19 protein-coding genes are annotated in these 23,521 nt (G+C 74.4%); 13 read left to right on the top strand and 6 right to left on the bottom strand.

What is annotated here, in order from left to right:
- Positions 1-4 precede the first annotated feature (4 nt).
- Together AB0N04_RS08655 and AB0N04_RS08650 are read right to left on the bottom strand one after the other, a co-directional pair.
- Positions 5-1,108, bottom strand: coding sequence for a phosphotransferase (locus AB0N04_RS08655; RefSeq protein ID WP_360205937.1), 1,104 nt, complete (start codon positions 1,106-1,108; stop codon positions 5-7).
- Positions 1,109-1,174: 66 nt separating this feature from the next.
- Complete coding sequence (locus tag AB0N04_RS08650; RefSeq protein ID WP_360205934.1) at positions 1,175-1,834, bottom strand: response regulator transcription factor; 660 nt, start codon at positions 1,832-1,834, stop codon at positions 1,175-1,177.
- A 426-nt stretch (positions 1,835-2,260) separates the two neighbouring features.
- Between AB0N04_RS08650 and pdhA the strand changes: the two genes are divergently transcribed.
- From pdhA to AB0N04_RS08635, 3 genes are read left to right on the top strand one after another with little or no spacing between them, the layout of a single operon-like run.
- Positions 2,261-3,415, top strand: a complete 1,155-nt coding sequence (pdhA, locus tag AB0N04_RS08645; RefSeq protein WP_360205931.1) for a pyruvate dehydrogenase (acetyl-transferring) E1 component subunit alpha — start codon at positions 2,261-2,263, stop codon at positions 3,413-3,415.
- Positions 3,412-4,389 (top strand): alpha-ketoacid dehydrogenase subunit beta, encoded by a 978-nt coding sequence (locus tag AB0N04_RS08640; protein WP_360205985.1) that lies wholly within the window; start codon positions 3,412-3,414, stop codon positions 4,387-4,389. Before pdhA ends, AB0N04_RS08640 begins: the two co-directional genes overlap by 4 nt.
- A 14-nt stretch (positions 4,390-4,403) precedes the next feature.
- Entirely contained in the window at positions 4,404-5,834 is a 1,431-nt protein-coding gene (locus AB0N04_RS08635) for a dihydrolipoamide acetyltransferase family protein (protein WP_360205929.1), read from the top strand.
- Positions 5,835-5,933: 99 nt separating this feature from the next.
- On the opposite strand, the gene AB0N04_RS08630 is transcribed toward AB0N04_RS08635, so the two are convergent.
- Positions 5,934-6,872 (bottom strand): hypothetical protein, encoded by a 939-nt coding sequence (locus AB0N04_RS08630; protein WP_360205926.1) that lies wholly within the window; start codon positions 6,870-6,872, stop codon positions 5,934-5,936.
- Between the two features lie 205 nt (positions 6,873-7,077).
- On the opposite strand from AB0N04_RS08630, the gene AB0N04_RS08625 reads away from it, so the two are divergent.
- The 3 genes from AB0N04_RS08625 (at position 7,078) to AB0N04_RS08615 (ending at position 11,221) form a co-directional block, all read left to right on the top strand.
- The gene (locus tag AB0N04_RS08625) at positions 7,078-8,301 is read left to right on the top strand and encodes a benzoate/H(+) symporter BenE family transporter (protein WP_360205924.1); all 1,224 of its coding nucleotides are present in this window, start codon (positions 7,078-7,080) and stop codon (positions 8,299-8,301) included.
- 225 nt (positions 8,302-8,526) lie between these two features.
- Positions 8,527-9,759, top strand: coding sequence for a M64 family metallopeptidase (locus AB0N04_RS08620; RefSeq protein ID WP_360205921.1), 1,233 nt, complete (start codon positions 8,527-8,529; stop codon positions 9,757-9,759).
- A 97-nt stretch (positions 9,760-9,856) separates the two neighbouring features.
- Positions 9,857-11,221 carry an MFS transporter gene (locus AB0N04_RS08615; RefSeq protein ID WP_360205918.1) on the top strand — a complete coding sequence of 455 codons (1,365 nt, stop codon included), beginning with the start codon at positions 9,857-9,859 and terminating at the stop codon, positions 11,219-11,221.
- Between the two features lie 38 nt (positions 11,222-11,259).
- On the opposite strand, the gene AB0N04_RS08610 is transcribed toward AB0N04_RS08615, so the two are convergent.
- Both AB0N04_RS08610 and AB0N04_RS08605 read right to left on the bottom strand, forming a co-directional pair.
- Positions 11,260-12,114, bottom strand: coding sequence for a Bro-N domain-containing protein (locus AB0N04_RS08610; RefSeq protein ID WP_360205915.1), 855 nt, complete (start codon positions 12,112-12,114; stop codon positions 11,260-11,262).
- Positions 12,115-12,269: 155 nt separating this feature from the next.
- Positions 12,270-13,091 (bottom strand): maleylpyruvate isomerase family mycothiol-dependent enzyme, encoded by an 822-nt coding sequence (locus AB0N04_RS08605; protein WP_360205912.1) that lies wholly within the window; start codon positions 13,089-13,091, stop codon positions 12,270-12,272.
- Positions 13,092-13,264: 173 nt separating this feature from the next.
- Here AB0N04_RS08605 and AB0N04_RS08600 point away from each other — a divergent pair, with 173 nt between their 5' ends.
- The 3 genes from AB0N04_RS08600 to AB0N04_RS08590 all read left to right on the top strand — a co-directional run bounded on the left by AB0N04_RS08600 (position 13,265) and on the right by AB0N04_RS08590 (position 16,062).
- Complete coding sequence (locus tag AB0N04_RS08600; RefSeq protein ID WP_360205909.1) at positions 13,265-14,062, top strand: carbon-nitrogen family hydrolase; 798 nt, start codon at positions 13,265-13,267, stop codon at positions 14,060-14,062.
- Positions 14,063-14,300: 238 nt separating this feature from the next.
- Positions 14,301-15,299 (top strand): GntR family transcriptional regulator, encoded by a 999-nt coding sequence (locus tag AB0N04_RS08595; RefSeq protein ID WP_360205906.1) that lies wholly within the window; start codon positions 14,301-14,303, stop codon positions 15,297-15,299.
- A gap of 115 nt (positions 15,300-15,414) precedes the next feature.
- Positions 15,415-16,062, top strand: coding sequence for a hypothetical protein (locus AB0N04_RS08590; RefSeq protein ID WP_360205903.1), 648 nt, complete (start codon positions 15,415-15,417; stop codon positions 16,060-16,062).
- Between the two features lie 110 nt (positions 16,063-16,172).
- Here AB0N04_RS08590 and AB0N04_RS08585 read toward each other — a convergent pair whose 3' ends face one another.
- Positions 16,173-16,958, bottom strand: a complete 786-nt coding sequence (locus AB0N04_RS08585; protein ID WP_360205900.1) for an SLATT domain-containing protein — start codon at positions 16,956-16,958, stop codon at positions 16,173-16,175.
- Positions 16,959-17,325: 367 nt separating this feature from the next.
- Here AB0N04_RS08585 and purD point away from each other — a divergent pair, with 367 nt between their 5' ends.
- From purD to AB0N04_RS08565, 4 genes are all read left to right on the top strand, one after another.
- Complete coding sequence (gene purD, locus AB0N04_RS08580) at positions 17,326-18,603, top strand: phosphoribosylamine--glycine ligase (protein WP_360205897.1); 1,278 nt, start codon at positions 17,326-17,328, stop codon at positions 18,601-18,603.
- A 554-nt stretch (positions 18,604-19,157) separates the two neighbouring features.
- On the top strand, positions 19,158-20,741 hold the full coding sequence (locus AB0N04_RS08575) for a hypothetical protein (RefSeq protein ID WP_360205894.1): 1,584 nt from the start codon (positions 19,158-19,160) through the stop codon (positions 20,739-20,741).
- A 233-nt stretch (positions 20,742-20,974) separates the two neighbouring features.
- Complete coding sequence (locus tag AB0N04_RS08570) at positions 20,975-22,597, top strand: N,N-dimethylformamidase beta subunit family domain-containing protein (RefSeq protein WP_360205892.1); 1,623 nt, start codon at positions 20,975-20,977, stop codon at positions 22,595-22,597.
- Between the two features lie 6 nt (positions 22,598-22,603).
- Positions 22,604-23,503, top strand: a complete 900-nt coding sequence (locus AB0N04_RS08565) for a phosphoribosylaminoimidazolesuccinocarboxamide synthase (RefSeq protein WP_360205889.1) — start codon at positions 22,604-22,606, stop codon at positions 23,501-23,503.
- Positions 23,504-23,521 lie beyond the last annotated feature (18 nt).

The following is a 23,521-nucleotide window of genomic DNA, read 5'->3' as shown; positions in this document are numbered from 1 at the left end:
GCGTTCAGTTCGCGAAGGCGTCCAGGACCTGCTCGTACTCCTGGCACCACCACGCCAGCTGGCCCGCCGAGGCGGGGTAGAGCGGGTCGGCCCGGTGGTCGGCCCGCTGGTACCGCCACTGCAGCATCCAGAAGTCGTTCAGCCGCTCCCACCAGACCCGGTGGGCGGCGGCGGCGAGGTGCTCGGCGGTGGCGGCCCCGGTGGCCCGGTAGGCCTGTGAGTAGTGGCGGACCCGGACCAGGTCGAGGGCGCCGGACGCCCGGTCGTTGAAGAGCAGGGTGGCGGCGCGGACGGCCTCCTCGGCGCGCGGCTGCGGGCCGAGCTTGTCCCAGTCCAGGACGGCCGCGACGGGGCCGTCGTCCGGGAGGCCCCCGCCGTACAGCAGGTTGAGCCCGTGGAAGTCGCCGTGGGTCCAGCCGGTGGGCGGGGCGGCCAGGGGGCCGGGGCGGCGGTGGGCGTGCTCGGCGAGCAGTTCCAGCCGTTCGGAGAGCCGCCGCTCGACCAGCGCGTCCAGATCGCCGTGCGGGCGGTGGTCACGGGCGAGGCGCCGCAGTTCGCGGGCGAGGTCGGCGCTGTCGACGGCGTCCGCGCTGCGGTAGCCGGCGGGCGGTTCGAGGGGGGCGCACACGTCGTCGAGCGCGCCGTGCAGCCGGCCGAGCAGCGCGCCGAGGGCGTCGCACTGCGGCAGGGAGAGGTCGGTACCGTGCCGGTGTCGGCCATCCACCCACGGGAACAGCGCGAACAGCCGGCCGTCGTGGCCCGCCACCGTGCCGGTCCGTCCGGTGCAGCTCAGCGGGGGTGCCACGGGCAGTCCGAGGGCCTGTAGCCCCGCCATCGCGCGGTGGTGGGCGACGATCCTCGGCCGGTTGGCGGTGGCGGCGTCGACGTAGCACTTCAGGAAGTACGTGCCGGCCTCGGTGGTGACCCGGTAGCCGCGGTTCAGCAGGCCCTCGGCGACCGGCTCCGCGGTCAGCGGCAGGCCCACCGGGTAGCGGCTCAGGACCTCGGTGAGCACGGCGCGCGGGACGGGTGGACTGAGCGTCCCCATCGGCGGAGCGGAGAGGTCGGGGCGGGCCGGTGGACAGGCGAGGGTCTGGCTGAAAGTCACAGCCAGAGGGTATGGCCCCCTGGCGGGGGCCCTTGACAAACCGTCAGGTCTGTGCAAACGCCCCGATCAGTGCTGCTGGTCCGCCTGGTGCCGCGCCACGAAGGCCGCCGCCTGGGTGCGCCGCTCCATGCCCATCTTGGCGAGCAGACTGGAGACGTAGTTCTTCACCGTCTTCTCGGCCAGGTGCAACTCGTTGCCGATCTGACGGTTGGTCATCCCCTCGCCGATCAGATCGAGGATCCGGCGCTCCTGCTTGGTCAGCTGGGCCAGCCGTTCGTCCTCCTTCTCGCCGCCGTCCCGCAGCCGGGCCAGCACCCTGCTGGTGGCGACCGGGTCGAGCAGCGACCGGCCGGCCGCGACGTCCCGGACGGCGGTGATCAGGTCGGTGCCGCGGATCGCCTTCAGGACGTAGCCGGAGGCGCCCGCCATGATCGAGTCGAAGAGCGCCTCGTCGTCGGAGAACGAGGTCAGCATCAGGCACTTGATCTCCGGCAGCCGGGACCGGACCTCGCGGCAGACCTCGACGCCGTTGCCGTCCGGCAGCCGGACGTCGAGCACGGCCACGTCCGGGTGGACCGCGGGGATCCGGGTGATCGCCTCGGCGGCGGTGCCGGCCTCGCCGACCACCTCGATGTCGTCCTCGACCGAGAGCAGATCGTGCACGCCCCGCCGGACGACCTCGTGATCGTCGAGAAGGAATACCCTGATTTGTCCGTTATCGCTCACGCCCAAAGCCTCCCATATCACCGTAGGAAAGACCTATCGTCTTTACCTGCACACTGACGCGATCCGGCCAGAGCGGTCCAAAACCGATACCGAGAACCCCCTTACGCAGGAGCTCCCGCCCGGATAACGTGCGCTGGTGTCCTGAAGGCGCCCGAATTGAGAGCTGCGTCACGCCGTCCGTCACCCCCACCCTTCCGACGGCGCGCTGCACGCGGCACCCCCGGGGTCGTAGGCCCCGAACAAGTAGGACGTCCTAGCGCAAGCGCGCCAAGGGCGGACGCTGGGTAACGTTCTCGTGAGGGACGCCGTCGGAACAGGATCACCACCTGCCCCGCAGTAGGTGCGCACACCCACGCGCGCCCCGCGAGGCGGTGACCGGACCGGTCACCGGCGACCCCGGGCGGCCGGACAGACCGAGGAGTGAACGTGACCGTCAAAAGCACGGCGAGGGCTCGCAAGAAGGCGGCCCCCGGCGTCCCTGACACCTCCCGCGCCACGGGGACGGACGCCCAGCCGGAGCTCGTACAGCTGCTCACCCCGGAAGGCGAGCGGGTCGAGCACCCGGACTACCCGCTCACCACCACCCCGGAGGAGCTGCGCGCCCTCTACCGCGACCTGGTGCTGGTGCGCCGGTTCGACGGCGAGGCCACCTCGCTCCAGCGCCAGGGCGAGCTCGGCCTGTGGGCCTCGCTGCTCGGTCAGGAGGCCGCCCAGGTCGGCTCCGGTCGCGCCATGCGCACCGGCGACTACGCCTTCCCCACCTACCGCGAGCACGGTGTCGCCTGGTGCCGCGACGTCGACCCGCTCAACCTGCTCGGCATGTTCCGCGGCGTGAACCACGGCGGCTGGGACCCGAACGAGAAGAACTTCCACCTGTACACCATCGTGATCGGCGCGCAGGCCCTGCACGCCACCGGTTACGCGATGGGCATCAGCAAGGACGGCGCCGACGACGCGGTGATCGCGTACTTCGGCGACGGCGCCTCCAGCCAGGGCGACGTCAACGAGGCCTTCACCTTCGCCTCGGTCTACAACGCCCCCGTGGTGTTCTTCTGCCAGAACAACCAGTGGGCGATCTCCGAGCCCACCACCACCCAGACCAAGATCCCGCTGTACCGCCGCGCCTCCGGCTTCGGCTTCCCCGGCGTCCGGGTCGACGGCAACGACGTGCTGGCCTGCCTGGCCGTCACCCGCTGGGCCCTCGACCACGCCCGCAGCGGCAACGGCCCGGTGCTGATCGAGGCGTTCACCTACCGCATGGGCGCGCACACCACCTCCGACGACCCCACCCGCTACCGGCCCAGCGAGGAGACCGAGGCCTGGAAGGCCAAGGACCCGATCGCCCGGCTCCGCGCGCTGCTGGAGAAGGAGGGCCTCGCCGACGAGGACTTCTTCGCCGCGGTCGACGCCGAGAGCGAGCAGCTGGGGCTGCGGGTGCGCGAGGGCGTGCGCAGCATGCCGGACCCGGACCCGACCCTGATCTTCGACCACGTGTACAGCGAGCCGCACGCGCTGGTCGATGAGGAACGGGCCGAGTACGCCGAGTACGCGGCCTCCTTCGAGGCGGGGGAGAACCTCTGATGGCCGGTCAGCTCAGCATCGCCAAGGCGCTCAACGACGCCCTGCGCAAGTCGCTGGAGAGCGACCCGAAGACCGTCCTGATGGGCGAGGACATCGGCAAGCTCGGCGGCGTCTTCCGGATCACCGACGGCCTGCAGAAGGACTTCGGCGAGGGCCGGGTGATCGACACCCCGCTCGCCGAGTCCGGCATCGTCGGCACCGCGATCGGCCTGGCCCTGCGCGGCTACCGCCCGGTGGTGGAGATCCAGTTCGACGGCTTCGTCTACCCGGCCTTCGACCAGATCGTCTCGCAGCTGGCCAAGATGCACGCCCGCGCGCTCGGCCACGTCAAGCTGCCGGTCACCGTCCGCATCCCCTACGCGGGTGGCATCGGCGCGGTCGAGCACCACAGCGAGTCCCACGAGGCGTACTTCGCGCACACCGCCGGCCTGCGCGTGGTCAGCCCGTCCAGCGCGCACGACGCCCACTGGATGCTGCGGCAGGCCATCGCCTCCGACGACCCGGTCGTCTTCCTGGAGCCCAAGCGGCGCTACTGGGACAAGGGCGAGGTCGGTGCCGCCGCCGACCTGGGCCTGCACGAGGCCCGGATCGTCCGCCCCGGCACCGACGCCACGCTGCTCGCCTACGGCCCCATGGTCAAGGTCTGCCTGGAGGCCGCCGCGGCCGCCGAGGAGGACGGCCGCCGCCTGGAGGTCATCGACCTGCGCTCGCTCTCCCCGGTGGACTTCGCCACCCTGGAGGAGTCGGTCAAGCGCACCGGTCGCGCCGTCGTGGTGCACGAGGCGCCGGTCTTCATGGGCATGGGCGCCGAGCTGGCCGCCCGGCTCACCGAGCGGTGCTTCTACCACCTGGAGGCCCCCGTCCTGCGGGTCGGCGGCTACCACGCGCCGTACCCGCCGTCCCGGGTCGAGGAGGCGTTCCTGCCCGACCTGGACCGCGTGCTGGACGCCGTCGACCGCGCGTTCGCGTTCTGAGCCGGGGAGCGAAGATGACCACCGAAGTTCGCTCGCTCCGCGAGTTCAAGATGCCCGACGTGGGCGAGGGCCTCACCGAGGCCGAGATCCTCAGCTGGTACGTCAAGCCCGGTGACACCGTCACCGACGGGCAGGTCGTCTGCGAGGTGGAGACCGCCAAGGCGGCGGTGGAGCTGCCGATCCCGTTCAACGGGGTCGTCGAGCAGCTCTTCTTCCCCGAGGGCGCCACCGTCGACGTCGGCACCGTGATCATCTCGGTCGCGGTCGCCGGGGCGCCCGACGCCGCGGCCCCGGCCGCCGCGCCCGCCGCGGCCGTGCCCGCGCCGGCCGCGCCCGCGGCGGAGCCGGCCGAGCCGGAGCGGCGCGAGGTGCTGGTCGGCTACGGCCCGCGCACCGGCACCGCCCAGCGCCGCGCCCGGCGGACCACCACGACCACGGTGACCGCCACCCCGGCCGCGCCCGCACCGGTCGCGCCGGTCGTGCCGGTGGCTCCGGTCACGCCCGTGGTGGCCGAACCGGCCGCCGGCGAGCGGCCGTTGGCCAAGCCCCCGGTCCGCAAGCTCGCCAAGGACCTCGGCATCGACCTGCGCGCGGTCGTCCCGACCGGCCCGGACGGCGTGATCACCCGCGAGGACGTGCACGCCCACGCGTCGGCACAGGCCGCCGTGCAGGCCGCCCCGGCCGCGGCGCCCGCCGTCGTCGAGGCCGCCGAGGCGCCCGTCCCGGTGCCCGTCACCACCACGGGTGACGTCCGGGTGCCGATCCGCGGCGTCCGCAAGGCGACCGCGCAGGCGATGGTGGCCTCGGCCTTCACCGCCCCGCACGTCACCGAGTTCGTCCAGGTCGACGTGACCCGCACGATGAAGTTCGTCCGCCGCCTCAAGGAGAGCGGCGAGCTGGGCCGGGACGTCCGGGTCAGCCCGCTGCTGCTGGTCGCGAGGGCGCTGCTCACCGCGATCAAGCGCCACCCCGAGATCAACGCCCAGTGGGACGAGGCGGCCCAGGAGATCGTCATCAAGGGCCAGGTGAACCTCGGCATCGCCGCGGCCACCCCGCGCGGCCTGATCGTCCCCAACATCAAGGACGCCGGGTCGAAGACCCTCTCGGGCCTCGCCGTCGCACTCGGCGAGCTGGTCGACACCGCCCGCCAGGGCAAGACCTCGCCGGCCGACATGCAGGGCGGGACGGTCACCATCACCAACGTCGGCGTCTTCGGCGTCGACACCGGCACCCCGATCATCAACCCGGGAGAGGCCGCGATCCTCGCGGTCGGCACCATCCGGGAGATGCCGTGGGTGCACAAGGGCAAGGTGGTCCCGCGTCAGGTGACCACGCTCGCGCTCTCCTTCGACCACCGCCTGGTGGACGGGGAGCTCGGCTCCAAGGTGCTGGCCGACGTGGCCGCCCTGCTGGAGCGCCCGAAGCGCCTGATCACCTGGGGCTGACGGGCGCGTAGCGCGCGACATTCGGAGGAATGGATGAAGGGGTCCTCGCTCCACACCGCCGTGTGGAGCGAGGACCCCTTCGCCGTGCCCGTTCGTCGACTAGCGCTGGGGACGGAGTCGACGGACGGCGATCAGGACGCCGGAGCCGAGGGCGAGGAGCGCGGCGGCGGAGGCGGCGAGGAAGGTGTCGGCGGGGCCGGAGCCGGTCTGGGCGAGCTCGGGGGTGCCGGCCGGGGCACCGGTCGCGGGGGCGGCGGTCGGGGTGGCCGCCGGGGCCTTGGTGGCGGGCGCGGCGGGCGCGGCCGGGGTCCGGTCGGCGGCGGGCGCGGCGGGCGCGGCCGGGGTCCGGTCGGCGGCGGGCCGTGCGGGTGCGGGCTTGGTGGGCGCGGGCTTGGACGGGGACTTCGGGGCGGGCGCGGGGGAGACGGCCATGTCCTTGAGGACGCCGTCGGCGCTCTGGCCGTCGCCGTCGCCGTCGATGGAGACCTGGACGTGGGAGGCCTTCGACGCAGCCTTGGCCGACAGGCCGATCCGGAAGGTGAAGTGGGCGGCCCGACCGTCCTGCAAGGTCTCGCCGTACGGGGTCACGGCGCCGGTCCACCCGTCCGAGGAGCTGCCGAGGGCCAGCTTCTGCCAGCCGCCCTGCGGGGTGTGCGCCTCGATGGTGAGGTAGTCGTCGCCCAGGCCCACGGGCGCGGCCCCCACGATGCCGCGGAGACTGACGGAGGCCTTCACGTCCTGGTACGGCGCCCCGGTGAAGTTGACGACCGCGACGGGGATCTCGACCTTCGGGCCGCCGGCGGTGATGCTCAGCGACGGCGTCATGTGGAGCCCGGCCCGGAGATGCCCGGTGTGGGCGGCGGCGGGCGCCGTCGCCGCGGTCGGGGCGGCGGCGGGCGAGGCGGCCCAGGCGGTGTCCACGGCGAGCACCTGGACGCCGCCCGCGAGGACGGCCGCGGTGGCGGCGAGGACGGCGACGCGGCGGCCGGAGAGCGCGAGGTCGTTCTTCGCGAATCGGTTGATAACGGGCATACGCATGACGTGACTCCCCAGGGTCATGAATCCGACGTGTGTGGTGAAGACGACCGGCTCCGCTGCTCGCGAGCGGAAGCGCCCCCCGGGCTCCGCCGGTCTCGCTCTCCGTGCCTTCATCTGTATGGACGTGCATCCCCGCCGGGGGTTGCAGGTGGGTTCCGAAGTTTTTTCCGGAGGTTCTCGACGGGGTGTTCGGGATACTTCCGGGATGACGGATGAACTGACGGTCGGACCGGAAACGGTGCCGGCCGGGGGCGGGGAGCGGCGGTCGCTGCGGCGGGACGCGTCGGGGCCGGCACTGCTGGCGGGGTTGGTCTGCGTCGCGGTCTCGTTCTCCGGCCCGCTGGTCGTGGTGCTCGCGGCCGCCGCCGCCGGGCGGCTGGACCCGGCGCACACGGCCTCCTGGATCTGGGCGGTGTCCATCGGCAGCGGGCTGAGCGGCCTCCTGCTGAGCTGGTGGACCAGGACGCCGGTGATCACCGCCTGGTCCACCCCCGGCGCCGCGCTGCTGGTGACCGGCCTGGGCGCTTACCCGTACCGGGAGGCGGTCGGGGCCTTCCTGGTGAGCGCCGCGGTGGTGACGCTGTTCGGGGTGACCGGCTGGTTCGGCCGGCTGATCGCGGCGGTGCCGGTCGGCATCGTCAACGCGATGCTGGCGGGCATCCTGTTCTCCTTCGGCGCCGGGGTCTTCGGCGCCGTGCACGGCGCCCCGGTGCTGGTGGTGGGCAGCTTCGCGGCCTTCCTGCTGGCCAAGCGGCTGGCCCCGCGGTACGCCGTCCCGGTGGCGCTGGTGGTGGGCGGGGTGCTGGCGGCGCTGACCGTCGGACTGCCGCTGCACCCGGGCTCGGGCGGGCCGACCCGGCCGGTGCTCACCGTGCCGGAGTTCTCCTGGTCGGCCGTGGTGGGGGTGGCGCTGCCGCTCACGATCGTGGCGCTGGCCTCGCAGAACGCGCCCGGCCTCGGCGTGCTGCGGGCCTTCGGCTACCGTCCGGACGACCGGCTGCTGATCGGGTCGACCGGAGCGGTCTCGCTGCTGCTGGCGCCGTTCGGCTCGCCGGGGGTCAACCTGGCGGCGATCACGGCGGCGATCTGCGCCGGCCCGGAGAGCCACCCGGATCCGCGCCGCCGTTACGTCGCGGGGATGTCCGCGGGCGTGCTGTACGTCCTGGTGGGCAGCTTCGGCGGGGTGCTGGTGAGCCTGTTCACCGGTCTGCCGAAGGAGCTGGTCGCGGTGGTCGCCGGGGTCGCCCTGCTGGCCTCGCTGCAGGGCAGTCTGGCGGCGGCGGTGGCGGACGAGCGGGGGCGGGACGCCGCGGTGGTGACCTTCCTGGCGAGCGCCTCGGGGATGAGCCTGTTCGGGATCGGCTCGGCCTTCTGGGGGCTGCTGTTCGGGCTCGGCACCCACGTGGTGCTGGACCTCCGCAGGGACTGACCGCAGGGACTGACCGGGAGGCGGTTCGGGAGGGGTGCTGAGGGGGCGCGGTAGGACCGTGGCGTGAAGGGATCCGATTCATTGGAATGACTGGCCTGGTGTGGGTCATTCGGCCAGGTCGGTGACTTTTTCGTCACCCGGTAGGGGCGACACGCCGGTGCGGGTACGTCTCCGCTCCACCACCCGGGCGACGCCGGGTGACCGGAGCCCTGAGGACGCACCCGTATGCCGCCTGGCAACCCTGGCCGTCTCGTCCGGAGTCTGGCCGCGCTCGTGCTGGTGTCCACCGCCGTACTCCCGGCCGCCCTGGAGCTGGTCGGCCCCTCGCCGTTCGGCGTGATCGGACCGGGTGCCCCCGCCGACCGGGCGGTGCCGCCGCACACCGCCCAGCACGCCGACCACCGGACCGTCACGGCCGCACCCACCGTCGACGTGCGCCGCACCGGGGAGCCGGCCAACCGGATCACCCTGGTGCTGCTCGGCGACGGCTACACCGCCACCGAACAGGAGCTGTTCCGCCAGCAGGCCGACCGGGCCTGGCACGCGCTGATGGACATCGAACCGTTCCGCACCTACCAGGGGTTCTTCAACATACGGCGGGTCGAGGTGGTCTCCCCGGTCTCCGGGATAGCCGAGAGCGAGAGCCGCGGCCGCAACCCCGCCACCCCGCTCGGCATGCACTTCTGGTGCGAGGGCACCGCCCGGCTGCTCTGCGCCGACGAGGCCGCCACCGCCCGGTACGCGGGGGACGACGCCGGGCCGCAGTACCTGATCGCGCTCGCCAACTCCACCGAGTACGGCGGCGCCGGCGGCACCGGAGTGACCACGCTGGCCGGCGGCAGCCCGGACGCCGGCCGGATCATCCAGCACGAGATCGGCCACACCGTGGGGGACCTCGGCGACGAGTACGACAGCGCCCCCGACGACGCCGAGTACCCGAACCTCTCCACCCTCAACGCCGACGACATGCGGCGCAGGCAGACCAAGTGGTGGCGCTGGCTGGGCGCGGAGTCCCCCGACGGCGCCGGGACGGTCGGCGCGTACCGCAGCGCCAACGGCCTCTACCGGCCCACCCCCGACTCGGTGATGCGCACCCTGGGCAGCGCCTACAACCTGCCGTCGCGCGAGGCGATCATCGAGGAGCTCTACCGCCGGGTCCGGCCCACCGACAACCCGGTGCCGCCGCCCGGCGAGGTGGCCGGGCGCCCCCGGCTGGACGTCCGGGCGCTGCCGCTGAACGGCCCGCGCCAGCTCCGGGTGGAGTGGCGGGTGGACGGCGTCCCGGTGACCCCGCAGCCCGCGGACGGCGGCGCGCTGGACACCGCGCGGCTCGACCTGGCGCCGGGCCGGACGGCCACCGTCACCGCGACCGTCCGGGACACCACCGACTGGGTGCGCGACGAGGCGTTCCGGGACCGCTACATGACCCGCTCGGTGTCCTGGACGGTCACCGGCTGAGGCCGGGCGCACGCACCCGCCGTCGTGCGCGTTCGTGGGCGACCGACCGCCCCCCGCACTGGGCCTCCCATCATGGGATGACTACGCTGTTCGCACTATGACCGTGGAGCCCGCCAGTTCAGCCGCGCCCAGATCCGTCCCCGCTCCCCGAACCACCGCCGAGCCCCCGGCCGCCCCCGCGCCGTCCCCGCCCGGCGGGCGCGCGGCCTGGCTCGCCTGGTCCGTCGGCGTCAGCGTCTACGTGCTCGCGGTGATCCACCGCACCAGCCTCGGCGTGGCCGGACTGGACGCCGCCGACCGCTTCGGCATCGGCGCCTCCGCGCTCTCCACCTTCTCGATCCTCCAGGTACTGGTCTACGCGGCCATGCAGATACCCGTCGGCCTGCTGGTCGACCGGTTCGGGCCGCGGCGGGTGCTGCTGCTCGGGGTCGTCCTGCTCAGCGCCGGGCAGCTGGCCTTCGCGTTCAGCTCCGCCTTCGCCCCCGCACTGGCCTCCCGGGCGGTGCTCGGCTGCGGCGACGCGATGACCTTCATCAGCGTGCTGCGGATCGCCGCCAGGTGGTTCCCGGCCGCCCGCAACCCGTTCGTGGCCCAGCTGACCGGCCTCGCCGGCATGGGCGGCAACCTGATCACCACCGTGGTGCTCGCGCAGGCCCTGCACCGCGAGGGCTGGACGCCGACCTTCACCGCGATCTCGCTGCTCGGCGTCGCGGTGTTCGCGCTCGTCGCGCTGCTGTTGAGGGAAGCGCCCGACTCCGGGGCCGGACGGCCCGCCGACCGGCCCGCCGGAGACCGGGACCGGGACCGGGACCGGCCGAAGGTCGGCCGCCAGGTCCTCGCCTGCTGGCGCGAGCCCGGCACCCGCCTCGGCCTCTGGGTGCACTTCACCACCCAGTTCCCCGGTAACGCCTTCGGCCTGCTCTGGGGCCTGCCCTACCTGGTGGAGGCACAGGGCCTGACCCGGGCCGAGGCCGGCGGGCTGCTGACCCTGTTGGTGCTCAGCAACATGACCTTCGGCTTCCTGTTCGGCCGCCTGCTCTCCGCCACGGCCCGGGCCCGGATGCCGATCGTCCTCACCGTCGTCGCGACCACCGGACTCGGCTGGGCCCTGGTGCTGGCCTGGCCCGGCGGCCACCCGCCGCTCTGGCTGCTGGCCGGGATCATCGTGGTGATGGGCAGCAACGGCCCGGCCTCCCTGGTCGGCCTGGACTACGCCCGCGCCCGCAACCCGGTGGAGCGCCTCGGCACCGCCTCCGGGATCGTCAACATGGGCGGCTTCATCGGCACGATGATCACCCTGTTCGGCATCGGCGTCCTGCTCGACGCCCTCTCCCCGGACGGCGCCGGCGGCTATTCCGCCGACGCCTTCCGCTGGGCCTTCTGCTGGCAGTACGTCCCGCTGGCGGTGGGCCTGGTGATGATCCTCCGGCTCCGGCGCAAGGTCGGCGCGGCCGAGGCGTAGGCAATCCGGCCGCTGGCCGGCGGTCTCTCCCCCCGCCGTTACAGCCCGATGCCCCGGAGGACCTCCGTGACCTCCGACGGCCGTCCGTAGATCCTGGCCCGGTCGATCAGGCAGAGCACGGTGCCCTCCGGCGGCATGACCGGTGCGGGTGCGGGATGCGCGGCCGCGGCCCGCGCAGGCTGCCCCACCGCACCGTCCCGCAGGCGGATCAGGTCCACCAGCTTCAGCTTCGGACAGCCCGGGACGACCCGGCTGCCCCGGATGCCGACCCGCTCCCCGCCCGGGCACGCGAAGTACGCCCCGTACGGCGGCCCGCCGTCCTCCTCCCGGCCCGGGAGGTGGAGGGTCATCTCCCCGTGCCGGCAGTGCACCGTCCCGTCGGAGCGGACGGTCAGGCCGGGCCAGTCCTCGTGCTCGATCTCCGCGACGATCTGCACCTGCTGCCCGATCGCCTCGGTCAGGGTCTCCGCCATCCGCCGCTGCTGGGCGGGGGCGTCGGTGTCGCCGCGGCGGACGGAGGGGAGGAGGTCGCGGGTGACCCACTCCTGGAAGGGCCGGGCGTTCGGCTTGTTCGACCGCATGATCAGCCGGTACAGACCGGATTCGCTGATCACGTTGAGCATCGGGTTACCGCGCTCGTAGGGTTTCTGACCTGCGGAGACGTGATTAACCTTCGCGAAGGTTAGGTTCAGCGAGCGCGAGTTCACGACCCGCGTGTGCCCCGGGTCGACGATGTGGCGCACCCGGCTGGGGTTCTGCCGGCCGAGTACCGCGCACACGTCCGCCGTGACGAACCACGGCTCCCCGTCGATCATCACGACGCGGATCGGCTGCCCCGTGCCGGGGAAGCTCGACCGCACCAGTTCCATCCGTTCCTGCTGTTCGTCGTCCATGGGGACGCCCCTCCTTCTTCCGGGTGATGGCTGGAGTGCCCGGAACAACGAGGCCGAACAGGTGAGGTGCTGGCGTCAGGTTGACGGATGGACGCACGAGTGGTGCCCACCCGGCGCGCGCTCGTTCGTGCACGCCGGGTGGTGTGCGCAGGTGGTCAGGGGGTCACGGCGAAGGTGGCCAGGACCCGGTCGGCCAGCTCCTTGTCCCCCTCGACGCCCACCGGGCCGGGGCGACCGCGGCCGCAGGCGAGCCGGACGAACGTCTCCCAGCCCATGGTGAGCTGGACGTCCGGAGCCAGGCTGATCGACTCGTCCACGGTGCCGCGGCCGGCCGCGTCGACCCGGACGGTGCGCAGGAACTCCACCGGGCCGGTGACGTCCACCACCACGGTCGTCCCGGCCGGGGCGCCGGCCTGGTGGGCGACGGCCTTGGGCAGCAGGCCGAGCAGGACGTCCCGGGTGATCAGGGCGGCCGGGGAGTCCAGGTTGCCGGGGGTGCCCAGCGCCCGGCGCAGGTCCTGCTCGTGCACCCAGACGTCGAAGGCCCGCAGCCGCAGCAGCTCGTGGTACGGCACGTCGTGGCTGAGCGGTCCGGCCGGCCGGCGGACCGGTTCCTCGGGCGTCTGCTTGGCGTTGCGCAGTGCCCGGGAGCGGCGGATGACCGTGTACTCCAGCTCGCTGGTCATCTCCAGCGCGGTGTGGCAGCGGCGCTTGTCCACCGGCAGCTCGACGTAGCGGGCGAACTCGGTGGTCACGTGGCGGAGGTCACGCGGCAGCGAGTGGATCGGGCGGGGGTCGCCGAGGAGCTCGGACTCGACCGCGATGATGTGCGAGACGACGTCCCGGACCGACCAGCCGGGGCACTCGGTGGCCCGGTTCCAGGAGCCCTCGGGGAGGGGGGCGACCAGCTCCGATATGGACTCGATGCTCTGCGTCCAGGCGTCCGTGTAAGCCTGCACGGTCTGGTTGTCCGTCACGGGAATCTCCGGCCCTCCGTCAGCTTCCTTGCCGCCTGCGCCCGCCCTCCCCGGTCGGCCGGGATGGTCCGGCTTCCGGGCGCACACGCTAACCGCACGTTACGCTGCCGGGAGACAGCTGGGCAGCGCTTTCGGGTGACGATCGTAGGTCTCTTGCCGTGGACGGTGGTACTGTGCGCGCTTCATTGATCCAACTCGCGGTCTCCGACGAGGAGCCGCCCGCCGAACGGCGTGCCAGGGCCGCCGCCCTGGTCCGTGCTCAACAGGGCGCCGACCTGGTGGTCCTGCCCGAGTTGTGGGCGCTCGGCGGCTTCGCCTACGACCTCTGGTCGGACGGCGCGGAGACGCTGGACGGGCCGACCTCGGACGTGATGGCGGCGGCGGCCCGGGCGGCCGGGGTCTGGCTGCACGCGGGTTCGATCGTGGAGCGCGACCCCGACGGGCCGATCTACAACACCTCGCTGCTGTTCGCCCCGGACGGCGAGCTGGTGCACACCTACCGCAAGATCCACCGCTTCGGCTTCGACAGCGGCGAGGCGGTGGTGATGGGTGCCGGCCAGGAGATCGTCACCGCGCCGACCGACTTCGCGACGCTGGGCCTGGCCACCTGTTACGACCTGCGCTTCCCGGAGCTGTTCCGGGCCCTGCTGGACGCCGGCGCCCAGCTGCTGGTCGTCCCGGCGGCCTGGCCGGCCCGGCGCCGCGAGCACTGGACGCTGCTGGCGCGGGCCCGGGCGGTGGAGGAGCAGGCGTACGTGCTGGCCTGCAACACCGCGGGGACGCACGGCGGGGTCGAGCAGGCCGGGCACAGCATCGTGGTGGACCCGTGGGGCCGGGTGCTGGCCGAGGCGGGGGCGGACGAGGAGGTGCTGACCGTCGAGTTCGACCCGGCGGAGGTGGCCAAGGCCCGCGCGGAGTTCCCGGTGCTGCGCGACCGTCTGCTCGGGATCCCGGCGCCGGTCCAGCGCTGACCCGCGGCCCGGGGCGGCCGGGGCGGGCCGTGCACCTAGGCCCGCCCCGCCCTGCCCCGCCCTGCCCGGTCCGGCTGGCCGCCCGGCCCGGGAGAGGGGGCGATCCGGCTCGTCCGGGGGGTGGGTCAGCGCCTGCTCGGGGCGGGTTTGAGAAGATGAGCACTCGTCGTGTTCCCCGCCGTCCCCGGCCGGTCCGCCGAGGGCCCACCCGGCCGGCCAGCCCGAGGAGGTCGCGCGCATGTCCGGCAACGGCGCCGGCGACACCCGCCCCGTCATCCACCGCAACAGCCTGCGCGAACAGATCGCCGGGGCGTTGCGCGAGGAGATGATGGCCGGTCGGCTGGCGGCCGGCCGCAACTTCACCGTCAAGGAGATCGCCGAGCTGTACGGGGTCTCGGCCACGCCGGCCCGCGAGGCCCTGGTCGACCTCGGTGCCCAGGGGCTGCTGAGGGCCGAGCACCACCGCGGATTCACCGTGCCCGAGCTCGGCTGGGACGACTTCCTGGAGATCTTCGAGTCCAGGGTGCTGCTCACCGACAGCTTCTACCGCCAGTTCTCCACCCGCCGGGCGCTGCCGGACCTCAGCCGGCTGCCCTCGCTGCGCCGCCGGGCCGACGCGGCGGTCCGGGCCGCCCGGGCCGGGAACCTGGACGTGATCGTCGGCTGCGACCGCCGTTTCTGGCAGGAGGTCGCCGCCCTGGCCGGCAACCGCCGGATCAGCGGCTACCTGGACTGGCTGCGGGTGCAGTCCTGGATGTTCGCCGCGCCCTACCTGCGGGAGATGCCGGTCCTCGCGGGGGTCTGCTGGGACCGCCACCTCGAACTGGTCGACGCCGTCGAGGCCCGGGACCTGACCGGCGCGCACCGGATCATCTGCGAGTACAACCTGTTCACCGCCCGGCTGCTGGCCGAGCTGGCCGGGCGGCCGCTGGAGTCCGTGACCGTGCTCGGACTGCTCACCGGGCCCCTGGACGGCGAAACGGCGCCGCCCCCGCCCGCCGCTCCGGCCGAGGCCGCCGCACCGCCGCCGCCCGCCGGGCCCGCCGAGCGGACCGGGCCGGGGCGCCGTCGGCCGGGCGAGGAGGTCGCCCGGGAGCTGGGGAGGGAGCTCGGGCTGGGCCTCGGTCTGGTGCCGCAGCCGCGCTCGGTGCACGGACGGTTCGCCCGGCGGCTGCCGGAGGCGCCGCCCGAGGCGCCGCAGGGCCGGCCCGACCCGTACCCGGCCCCGGGCCGGTAGGGTGGGCGGTCGTCGAACCGGGCGCCCCGTACCGCGGCCGCCCGGGTAACGACACCGCCCCCGTCGTCGCCCCGCCCCGCGGGCGATCCCGCCGCCCGGAGAGGAACTGCCGGCCATGGCCTGCGACCTCTGGCTCGTCCCGCTCGTGGACGTGCTGAGCCACAGCCCCGACAACCCCTTCCGGGACGACCTCGCGCTCTACAACTCGGTGTTGGCCTCGCGCGGGCTGCCCGAGGTGCCGGTCTACCAGTACGTGCCGGGGATCAGCGGCGCCGTCGAGCCGATAGCGGCCTTCGACTACGACTCGCTGCACTTCCTGCGCCGCGCCTACCTGCTGGGCCTCACCGGTCTGGACATCACGCCGGTGGACTCGCTCGGCGGGGACTACGAGCAGCTGCTGGAGATGTTCGAGAGCAGCGCCGAACAGTCGCACCTGGTCTGGCACTTCGACCACGCCGGCGCCTACGTGCCGATCGAGTTCGCGACGCCGCTGGTGGACGAGGCGCTGCTCGCCTCCGGCGGTCCGCTCGGCTCCAGCCACGGGCTGCTGCGCGAGCTGCAGGCCGTGGCCCCGGCGCTGGGCATCGACCCGTTCAACCCCCCCGGCCCGACCAGGCCGCTCGGCCCGACCGGCCTGGAGCAGCCCTTCGGGCCGCCGCTGGACGACCTGCACCCCTTCGCCCGGGAGCGGCACGCCTGGGCCGGTCTGTACGCGGCGGCGACCCGCAGCCTCACCCAGGGATCGATGGTCGTCTTCGCCTGAGCCCCGGGCTCCGCGTCCCCGGGCCCCGGGCTCCGAGTCCCCGGCCCGGTCCGGCTCGGTGCCCGGCTCCGGGCCCGGCCCCGCGCCGCCGCGGGCGCCCCGCCGCAGGCCTACCGCAGCGGCCCCTCCGGCGGCCGCTGGCGCGGCATGGTGGGCCGGGTGCCCGGCGGCGGCAGCACCCGCACCTGGGCGCCCACGCCGGTCTCGCTGCGCCCGCCCCACGTCCCCGGGGACTGGGTGGGCAGCTGGGTCATCGAGGCGCGGAACTCCAGCATCCACTCCGAGGTCTCGGTGCGGACCATGTCCGAGACGTCCTCGCAGAACCGGCGCAGCACGCCGAGGCAGCGCTCGGCGGCCTCGCCCGCGGTGCCCTCGGTCGGGCCGAGCACCTCGCGCACGCACTCCGAGGCCCAGTCGAACTGGAAGGCCTCCAAGCGCCGTTGCAGCGCCTGCGCGGTGCTGACGTCCCGCATCCAGCCGGAGGTGAGGCCGAACACCCGGTCGGTGCCGTAGCAGGCGGCGGAGAGCGCCAGGCCGACGTAGCCCCAGCTGGTGCCGTGCGCGACCGTGCCGGTCAGGTCGACCAGCGGGGCGGTCACCCCGCCCACGGCGAAGCCGGCCGAGCCGAACCGCAGCAGGCGCGCCCAGCGGCGCTTCCAGACGCGGTCCCGGCGGTACCAGTCGATGGCCTCGACGGCCCGCTCCTCGGACCAGCGGTACAGCTCCTCGAGCCGTTCGGCGGGCTCGCCCCAGTCCCCGAGGGGGAACTGGCGGGCGCTCAGATCGGTCCGGCGGCGGGTGGAGGCCCGGCGGGCGACGATCGCGGCGGGCTGGTCCTCCTCGCCGATCTCCTTGCCCCAGGCACTCTCCTCGGGCTGCATTTCCGGCTGGCTCACCTGTGAGGCTCCCTGTGGCGGGCGGGCTGGTGGTTCTGGCGGCTCATCGGCTGACGCGGCGTCTGCCGGTGGTTGTCCAACAGCACTTCTTACCGCCAAATGGCTGACCGTGGGTCGCCTCCCGGATGATCGTTACCGGATTCGGCCACCGGAACCCGAGGTGGGAGGGATGCGGGGGTCGGCGAGATTTCACCCGTCCGAGCGAGGCTCCGGTGACCCGCCGTCCTGACCCGGACACCCGGCGCGCATCCGGCCCGGCCCGGTTTGGAGGTTCCTCCAGCATCGTGGGCGTACGGAGCTCCCTTCCTGGAGGATCCGACGGGACCGGGGAACGGCCCGAACCGGCCACCGGCTACCCTTGCCAAGCGTGAAGGTCCTCGTCATCGGCGGCGGCGCCCGCGAACACGCCCTGTGCCGCTCTCTGTCCCAAGATCCCGCCGTGACCGAGCTGCACTGCGCCCCGGGCAACGCCGGGATCGCGCAGGTGGCGACGGTCCACCCGGTCGACCAGCTCGACGGCGCGCAGGTCGCCGACCTGGCCGTGCGGCTCGGTGCCGCCCTGGTCGTCGTCGGCCCGGAGGCCCCGCTGGTCGCGGGCGTCGCCGACGCCGTGCGCGCGGCCGGCGTCCCGGTGTTCGGCCCGTCCGCGGCGGCGGCCCAGCTCGAGGGCTCGAAGGCCTTCGCCAAGGACGTGATGGCGGGCGCCGGCGTGCCCACCGCCCGCTCCTACGTCTGCACCACCGCCGAGGAGGCCGCGGAGGCGCTGGACGCCTTCGGCGCGCCGTACGTGGTGAAGGACGACGGCCTGGCCGCCGGCAAGGGCGTGGTGGTCACCTCCGACCGCGCCGAGGCGCTGGCGCACGCCGCGTCCTGCATGGTGGAGTCGCCCGGCCGTCAGGGCCGGGGGAGCGTGGTCATCGAGGAGTACCTGGACGGCCCCGAGGTCTCGCTGTTCGCGATCACCGACGGGACCACCGTCGTCCCGCTGCAGCCCGCACAGGACTTCAAGCGCGCCCTGGACGGCGACGAGGGCCCCAACACCGGCGGCATGGGCGCCTACTCGCCGCTGCCGTGGGCGCCCGCCGGCCTGGTCGAGGAGGTCCTGGAGACCGTCCTGCAGCCGACCGTCGACGAGCTGCGCCGCCGTGGCACCGAGTTCTCCGGCCTGCTCTACGCGGGTCTGGCGCTCACCTCGCGCGGCACCCGGGTGATCGAGTTCAACGCCCGCTTCGGCGACCCGGAGACCCAGGTCGTGCTGGCCCGGCTGCGCACCCCGCTGGCCGCCGTCCTGCTGGCCGCCGGCACCGGGACCCTGGACCAGCTGGAGCCGCTGCGCTGGGACGAGGACGCGGCCGTCACCGTGGTCGTCGCCTCCGAGGGCTACCCGGCGGCGCCGCGCACCGGAGACCCGATCGAGGGCCTGGCCGAGGCCGAGGCCGACGGCACCGCGTTCGTCCTGCACGCCGGCACCAGGTACGGGGCGGACGGCGCGGTGCTGAGCGCCGGCGGCCGCGTGCTGTCGGTCACCGCGACCGGCGCCGACCTGGGCGAGGCGCGCGACCGCGCGTACGCCGCCGTGGACCGGATCACCCTCAAGGGTGGTCAGCACCGCACCGACATCGCGCTGAAGGCGGCCACCGCCTAGGACCTGTCCGGCGGCCGCCGCGCAGCCGCCGCCACGCGCCCGCGGGGCGCTGCGTGCCGTGGGTTTTCCCCCCATGGACGCAGCGCCCCGCGGCGTTTCCCGGGCCGGAGCGGCCGACGGCGCCGACGCACCGTTCGGCGGCCGGAATCCAGCCCATCGGGTGACAGCACCCGCATCCGGCTGACGTAACCGGGCGGACGGCCTTATGGTGCGCTGGATCGCAGTGCGGCGCGGACGCGCGCCGGGGTCGCCGCCGGGTAGCGGTGCTCCGGCGGGGGGATGCTGGACGGCGTCCGGCCGGGCGGTCGCCCGGGTGCTTCGCACCGGACCGGTCGCGGTCGTCCGGAATCCGGGCGGCGTCACCGGGACGAGTGGAAACCGGGGCGATCCGGAACACCCACCCGCGCCGGGGCGTCGAAAATGGCAGAAGCGCCACGCAGCACGCACTGCCCGGGATCGGACGCCTCCGTTTCCCGGTCGTAACTGATCGTTTCGAGTCGGCTCAGGGGCCCGTCACCGGGTGCCCGGGGGCTCCGAAGGGGGTGCCGCACCGTATGGCCGCAGTCGACACCGCGCGCGCTCACGCCCAGGCGGTCCTGCGGGTCCGAGGTCTCGCCCTGGCCGCCGCCGCCATGCCCGCCGCCGTCGCGGTGGTCCTGCTCGCGGGCCGGTTCACCGGGCGGATCGGCGCTCCCGGCTCCGCCGACGCCGCCGGGTGGGACACCGCCCGCTGGGTGGTCGGCGCGGTGGCCGCGCTGGCCCTCCTGGTGGCCGGCCTGACCGCCCGCGCCTACCGGCGGGCCGTCCCGCCGCAGACCCCGGCCGTCCCGCTGGCGCGCGCCGAGGCCCCCGAGCTGTACCGGCTGATCGGCGAGCTCGCCGACCGGCTGGACGTTCCCGCGCCCTCGGTCCTCGCCCTCACCCCGGACTGCGACAGCTGGCTGGAGGACCTCCCGCCGGTGCGGTCGGCCCGCCCGTTCCGGCCGCACGCCGAGCCGCCCGGCCCGATGCTGGTGATCGGTTCGCCGTTCCTGTGGTGGATGCGGGCCGACGAGCTGCGCGCCCTGCTCGCCCCGGTGGTGGCCGGCGCCGCCGCCTCCGCCGACCCGGAGATCGCCGCCGCCCGCCGCTTCCTGCGCAGCCTGGACGCCAGCCTGGACCCGGGCCAGGGCGCCGCCCCCGGCCTCGGCGGCGGCAACCTGGCGGGCCCGCCACGGCCGGCCCGCCGCGGCCCGGCCGCGCTCGCCGACCGGGTCACCGGCGGGATCACCCGCCGCCTGCTCGGCGCCTGCCGCGGCCACGCCGCGGAGCTGGAGCGCGCCGTCGCGGCCCGGGCCTCCGAGCAGGCCCGGACGGTCGACTACGGCCTGCGGATCGCCGCCCAGGAGCAGGTCGGGCTGGCTTACGCGGGCTGGGACCGCCTGCTCACCCGGGTCGCGCTGCCCGCCTGGCGGCTCGGCCGCCACCCGGCGCACCTCAACGCCGGGGTGGTCGCCGCCCTCACCGAGCTCTCCCGGCGGGACCGCCTGGCCGACGGCTACGGCAACCGGCTCGGCGACCGCCCGGCCTGCGACCTGTTGGAGGAGCCCGGCAGCGTCGACCGGGCGGTCTCCCGGCTCGCCGCCGAACTGTTCTTCGGGCGTCCGGAGGCGGGCGCCTGGCACGAGCTGGAGTGGTCCGACTACCCGGCCGAGGTGGTGGACGCCGGCTGGCGGGCCGGGGCCGCGGCCCTGCAGGCCGCCCTGGACCGGCTCGCCCCGCAGGCCCGCCCGGGCTCCCCGACCCTCACCCGGCTGCTGGTCCGGCTCGCCGACGGGGAGGGCGAGCCGTTGGCCGCCGCGCTCACCGCCCAGCTGGCCCGCACCACCGCCCCGGCCCCGCTGCTGGAGCCCGACCGCACCGGCCGCGACCTGCTGGTGGACCACGTCACCGCGATGGTCTGCTGCGCGGCCGTGGACACCGCGGGCGGCAGGCCCGGCCTGGACTGGCTGGACGGCCCGGTGCTGCTGCTCGGCGGGGTGCGCCGCACCGATCTCGCCGGTCCGGTCGCCCAGGCCGTCGAGCAGGGCCAGGACGGCCCGCTGCGGGCCTGGCTGGACGCCGCCGACGTCCGGCTGGAGAAGCCCGTGCGGCTCTGAGGCCCCGGCCCGGGGGCGGCCCGGCGGCGCTCGGGCCGCCGGTGCGCGCCCCCGGAAGCCGGGCGGAACGATCGTCTCCGCAGGCCGGGGGCCCGGTCCGGGCCGGTGGCGAGATTCCCGGCACCAATTGCCACCACTGGGTGACGCAGTGACAGCACTCTGTGGTGTATTAGTCCGCACGCACATCCGGGGGGCACGTGCCAACCGGGCGGGAGTGCACCTGGGAGGGGCGCGTGGGGACGGAACTCAACCGCCGGTGGGAGTCCGGTACGCACGCGTACAGCGTCTCCGACCCCTTCGGCCAGGGGCCGCTGCCCTGGCTGCGCAGCCCGGACCAGTACCTGGCCGGTGCGGAGGGCGCCGTCCCCTGGTACGTCTCGGTGGACGCCCCCGGCCAGCGCCCGCTGGCGTCCGGGGCCCGGCCCAAGCCGCCGGTCGGCACGCCGCAGAGCGCCAACGACGTGGACCAGCAGATCAAGGGGTTCGCCTCGGCCGGGGTGATCCGCCCCGGCGGCTCGGTGGACTTCCGGGTGACGGTCAACCCGCCCCGCGAGTTCACCGTGGACGTCTACCGGATCGGCCACTACGGCGGTGACGGCGCCCGCCACATGACGTCCAGTCCGCTGATCGCCGGGCTGGCCCAGCCCGCCCCGCTGGTGGTCGAGCGGACGGTCTCCTGCCACCACTGGTGGCACTCCTGGCGGCTGCAGGTCCCGACGCACTGGAAGCCCGGCGCGTACGTCGCCGTGCTGACCACCGCGGACATGCTGCACCGCAGCCACATCCCGTTCACCGTACGGGACTTCGAGGACCAGGAGCACGCGGCCGAGCTGCTGCTGGTGGTCCCCGACGTCACGTGGCAGGCCTACAACCTGTTCCCCGAGGACGGCCGCAGCGGCGCCAGCCTGTACCACGCCTGGGACGACCGGGGCGGTCTGGCGGGGGAGGCCGAGGCGGCCGTCACCGTCTCCTTCGACCGCCCGCACGCCACCGCCGGGCTGCCGCTGCACGTGGGCCACGCGTACGACTTCATCCGCTGGGCCGAGCGCTACGGCTACGACCTCTCCTACGCCACGGCCACCGACCTGCACGCGGGGCTGGTCGATCCGGACCGGCACCGGGCACTGATCTTCCCCGGCCACGACGAGTACTGGTCGGAGCCGATGCGCCGGGTCGTCGAGCGGGCCCGGGACGGCGGCACCTCGCTGGTCTTCCTCTCCGCCAACACCATGTACTGGCGGGTCGAGCTGACCCCGGCCGCCTCCGGAGAGCCCAACCGGCTGCTCAACTGCCGCAAGCGGCAGAAGGTCCGGCCGGGCAGTCCGGCCGCCGGGGTGCCCGGCTCGGCCAGCGCGCTGTGGCGGGACGCGGGCGAGCCGGAGCAGCACCTGCTCGGCCTGCAGTACTCGGGCCGGGTGGCCGCGCCCGTCCCCATGGTCGCCCGGCACACTGCGCACTGGCTGTGGGACGGCACCGGGCTGCGGGAGGGCGACGAGCTGCCGGGCCTGGTCGCCGGGGAGGCCGACCGCTACTACCCGAAGGTCGCGCTGCCCGAGCACACCGAGCGGGTGCTGCTCGCGCACTCGCCGTACCAGGACCTCGCCGGCCGCACCCGCCACCAGGAGACCTCGCTGTACCGGGCGCCCAGCGGCGCCTACGTGTTCGCGGCGGGCACCTTCGCCTGGTCGCCCGCCCTGGGGCGCCCGGGGCTGACCGACGAGCGGATCCAGCGGGCCACCGCCAACCTGCTGGACCGCCTCGGCAAGAACCACGGTTCGGCGGTCATGAAAGACTGCGGGGGCAGTGACCTCCCCTTTCGCGGTGCCCCACGCCCCCGAACGACCCCTGAGGACTGAGACACGTTGAGCGGATTTGTCACCAAGCCCGAGCCGGTCCAGGTGCCCGGCCTGGTCCACCTGCACACCGGCAAGGTGCGCGACCTCTACCGCACCGGGTCGGGTGAGCTGGTCATGGTCGCCAGCGACCGGATGTCCGCGCACGACTGGGTGCTCCCGAACGAGATCCCCGACAAGGGCCGCGTCCTCACCCAGCTGTCGCTGTGGTGGTTCGAGCGGATCGCCGACATCGTGCCCAACCACGTGATCTCCACCGAGGTCCCGGCCGGCGCGCCCGCCGACTGGAAGGGCCGCACGCTGATCTGCAAGAGCCTGGACATGGTCCCGGTCGAGGCGGTCGCCCGCGGCTACCTGGCGGGCTCCGGCCTCAGCGAGTACGAGGCGAGCCGCACGGTCTGCGGCATCGCCCTGCCGGAGGGCCTGGAGAACAGCTCCGAGCTGCCCGCCCCGATCTACACCCCGGCGCTCAAGGCCGAGGTCGGCGAGCACGACGAGAACGTCTCCTACGAGGAGACCGCCCGCAGGATCGGCGCCGAGCTCGCCTCCCAGCTGCGCCGCACCACGCTGGACGTCTACGCGCGCGCCCGGGACATCGCCCGCGACCGCGGCATCATCCTGGCCGACACCAAGTTCGAGTTCGGTCTGCTGGACGGCGAGCTGGTGATCGGCGACGAGGTGCTCACGCCGGACTCCTCCCGCTACTGGCCGGCCGACGAGTGGCGCCCGGGCCGTTCGCAGCCGTCCTTCGACAAGCAGCTGATCCGCGACTGGCTGGTCTCCCCGGCCTCCGGCTGGGACCGCTACAGCGAGCAGCCCCCGCCGGAGCTGCCGGCCGAGCTGGTCGAGCGGACCCGCGCCAAGTACATCGAGGTCTACGAGCGGCTGACCGGCACCGCCTGGGTCTGACGCACCACCGCCCGCGGG

The sequence above is a fragment of the Kitasatospora sp. NPDC051702 genome (assembly GCF_040681575.1).
Lineage (GTDB): Bacteria > Actinomycetota > Actinomycetes > Streptomycetales > Streptomycetaceae > Kitasatospora.
The sequence above is the reverse complement of the archived record's forward strand: the minus strand, read 5'-3'. Positions and strand labels throughout refer to the sequence as shown.